Origin of the sequence: Streptomyces sp. OfavH-34-F (genome assembly GCF_022347745.1) — a bacterium.
GTDB lineage: Bacteria > Actinomycetota > Actinomycetes > Streptomycetales > Streptomycetaceae > Streptomyces.
Window position 1 is genome coordinate 1 of record NZ_JAKRGC010000484.1, and the last position, 3,334, is coordinate 3,334.

Sequence of the window (3,334 nt, forward strand, 5' to 3'; positions counted from 1 at the left end):
GCCGCCCCGCGGCGCACCGGCCGCGGCGGCGGGCCCGGCCGTGGCCGCGAGGGCTCCCATCGCACCGCCGGCGGTCAGCAATCCACGCCTGGACAGGCTCATGCGGCTACCTCCAAGATCGCGACGAGTGTCATGGTCACGCACGCTAGCGCGCGGGCGGGCCGGGCGGAACGCATCCGGCACGGAAGCCTCCGCCGGGCGTGCCGCACCCCTTCCCCGACGACATACCGACTGGTTAGTCTGCCTGCGGTAGCCGATCGGGAGAGGCGTGAGCGATGAGTACGGTGCGGGGCGCGGGCGTGGTGGTCACCGGAGCGGGCGGCGGCATCGGCGCCGCGCTCGCCCGCAGATTCGCCGCCGAGGGCGCGCGGGTCGTCGTCAACGACCTCGACGAGGCCCGGATCACGGCGCTCGCCGAGGAGATCGGGGCCGTCGCGGTCGCCGGGGACGCCTCGGGGATCGTGGCCGAGGCCCGGGACGCGCTGGACGGCACCGTCGACGTCTACTGCGCCAACGCGGGCCTCGCCTCGCCCGGCGACCCGCTGGCCGACGAGGAGGTGTGGGCCGCCGCCTGGGACGTCAACGTGATGGCCCACGTCCGGGCGGCCCGCGCGCTCCTGCCGGACTGGCTGGAGCGCGGTGGCGGCCGGTTCGTCGCCACCGCCTCCGCCGCCGGACTGCTGACCATGATCGGCGCGGCCCCGTACAGCGTCACCAAGCACGGCGCGGTCGCCTTCGCCGAGTGGCTCTCGCTGACCTACCGGCACCGCGGCCTCAAGGTCCACGCCATCTGCCCGCAGGGGGTGCGCACCGACATGCTGACGGCCTCCGGCTCCGCGGGCGACCTCGTCCTCGCGCCCGGCGCCATCGAGCCCGGCGCCGTGGCCGACGCCCTGTTCGACGCCATGGCCGAGGACCGCTTCCTCGTGCTGCCCCACCCCGAGGTCGCCGGCTACTACCGGGCCCGGGCCGACGACACCGAACGCTGGCTCCGCGGCATGAACCGCCTCCAGCGCACCTGGGAGGAGACCGGCGCATGACCGACTCGATCTACGCGGCCAAGCCCTGGCTCCCGCTGCTCAGCGAGGCGCAGCGGGCCCCGGTCCACCCCGCCGAGACCCTGGTGCACGCCTTCCGCGCCTCCGTGGAGCGCGCCCCGGACCACCCCGCCCTCGCCTACTTCGACGGCCGCCTGAGCTACCGCGAGACGGACGCGCTCTCCGACTCCGTGGCCGGCCACCTCGCCGCCCGCGGCCTGGCCCCGGGCGACCGGGTCGCGATCATGCTCCAGAACTCGCCGCAGTTCGTGCTCGCGCTCCTCGGCGCCTGGAAGGCCGGGGCCGTCGTCGTCCCGCTCAACCCCATGTACAAGTCCGCCGAGGTGGGGCACGTGCTCCGGGACGCCGGGGTCACCGCGCTGGTCTGCGCCGACCGGACCTGGGAGGCGTATCTGCGGGAGACCGCGGCCGGCGCCCCGTCCGTCCGGATCACCCTCACCGCCTGCGAACCCGACCTCCAGACGGCGAACGACGAGCGCGTCCTCGGCTTCGAGCGGCTGCCCGCCCCCGAGGACACCGACGACCTGGTCGCCGTCGCCCGCCGGGGCCTCGCCGCCCCGCCCGGCCGGGACCGCGCCGCCACCGACACCGCGCTGATCAGCTACACCTCCGGGACCAGCGGCACGCCCAAGGGCGCCATGAACTCCCACGGCAACATCATGGTCAACGCCGAACGCCAGCGCACCGGCCACCCCGTCCCCGAGGGCGCCGCCTACTTCGCGCTCGCCCCGCTCTTCCACATCACCGGCATGGTCTGCCAGTTGGCCGCCTGCCTCACCAACGCCGGCACCCTCGTCCTGGTCCACCGTTTCCACCCCGGCGTCGTCCTCGACGCCTTCGCCGAACACCGCCCCGCGTACACCGTGGGGCCCTCCACCGCCTTCATGGCGCTGGCCGCCACGCCCGGCGCGACCCCCGGGCACTTCGCCTCCTTCCGGGTCATCTCCTCCGGCGGCGCCCCGCTGCCGCCCGCGCTGGTGGAGAAGTTCCGGGCGGCCTTCGGCCCGTACCTCCGCAACGGCTACGGCCTCACCGAGTGCACGGCTCCCTGCGCCTCCGTGCCGCCCGAGCGCGAGGCCCCCGTCGACCCGGTCTCCGGCACCCTGTCGGTCGGCGTGCCCGGCCCCGACACCGTCGTACGGATCATCGACGAGAACGGCGACGACGTGCCCTTCGGGGAGCCGGGCGAGATCGCGGTGCGCGGCCCGCAGGTCGTCTCCGGGTACTGGGGCCTGCCCGAGGCCACGGCCGAGGCCTTCCCGGACGGCGAACTGCGCACCGGCGACATCGGGTTCATGGACCGCGAGGGCTGGCTCTACGTCGTGGACCGCAAGAAGGACATGATCAACGCCTCCGGCTTCAAGGTCTGGCCCCGCGAGGTGGAGGACGTCCTCTACACCCACCCGGCGGTGCGCGAGGCGGCCGTCGTCGGCGTGCCCGACGCCTACCGGGGCGAGACCGTCCGCGCCTACGTCAGCCTGCGCCCCGGCGCGTCGGCCGGCCCGGACGAACTGGCCGCGTACTGCCGGGAACGCCTCGCCGCGTACAAGTACCCGCGCGAAGTGGAGATCCTGGCCGAGCTGCCGAAGACGGCAAGTGGGAAGATCCTCAGGCGGGAATTGCGTTCGTCCCGCTAGAAACGACGTACCGGGCACTGCCCACCAAGGAACGGAAGGAAGGTGGCGGCCATGGCCAGGGAAACGGACGGGAGCGGCACCCCCGTCCCGCAGCGGCTGCTCGCCGCCGCCACCCGGCTCTTCGCCGAGCAGGGCTACGACCGCACCTCGGTGCAGGAGATCGTGGAGGCGGCCGGCGTCACCAAGGGGGCGCTGTACCACTACTTCGGCTCCAAGGAGGACCTGCTCCAGGAGGTGTACGCCCGGGTGCTGCGCCTCCAGCAGGAGCGGCTCGACGCCTTCGCGAACGCCGACGAGCCCATCGAGCGGCGGCTGCGCGACGCGGCCGCCGACGTCGTCGTCACCACCATCGAGAACCTCGACGACGCCTCGATCTTCTTCCGCTCCATGCACCACCTGAGCCCGGAGAAGAACAAGCAGGTGCGCGGCGAGCGGCGGCGCTACCACGAGCGCTTCCGCGCCCTGGTCGAGGAGGGCCAGCACAGCGGCGTGTTCTCCACGGCCACCCCGGCGGACCTCATCGTGGACTACCACTTCGGCTCGGTCCACCACCTGTCCACCTGGTACCGTCCGGACGGCCCCCTCACCCCGCAGCAGGTCGCCGACCACCTCGCGGACCTGCTGCTGCGCGCGCTCAGG

Annotated in this window: 3 protein-coding genes; all 3 read left to right on the top strand. The window is 74.0% G+C overall.

The window, feature by feature from the left end:
* Positions 1-275 precede the first annotated feature (275 nt).
* Entirely contained in the window at positions 276-1,040 is a 765-nt protein-coding gene (locus MHW47_RS33675; protein WP_239227645.1) for an SDR family oxidoreductase, read from the top strand.
* Positions 1,037-2,695 carry a long-chain fatty acid--CoA ligase gene (locus MHW47_RS33680; RefSeq protein ID WP_239227646.1) on the top strand — a complete coding sequence of 553 codons (1,659 nt, stop codon included), beginning with the start codon at positions 1,037-1,039 and terminating at the stop codon, positions 2,693-2,695. Before MHW47_RS33675 ends, MHW47_RS33680 begins: the two co-directional genes overlap by 4 nt.
* 51 nt (positions 2,696-2,746) lie before the next feature.
* On the top strand, positions 2,747-3,334 hold a 588-nt coding region (locus MHW47_RS33685; RefSeq protein WP_239227647.1), incomplete at its 3' end, for a TetR/AcrR family transcriptional regulator.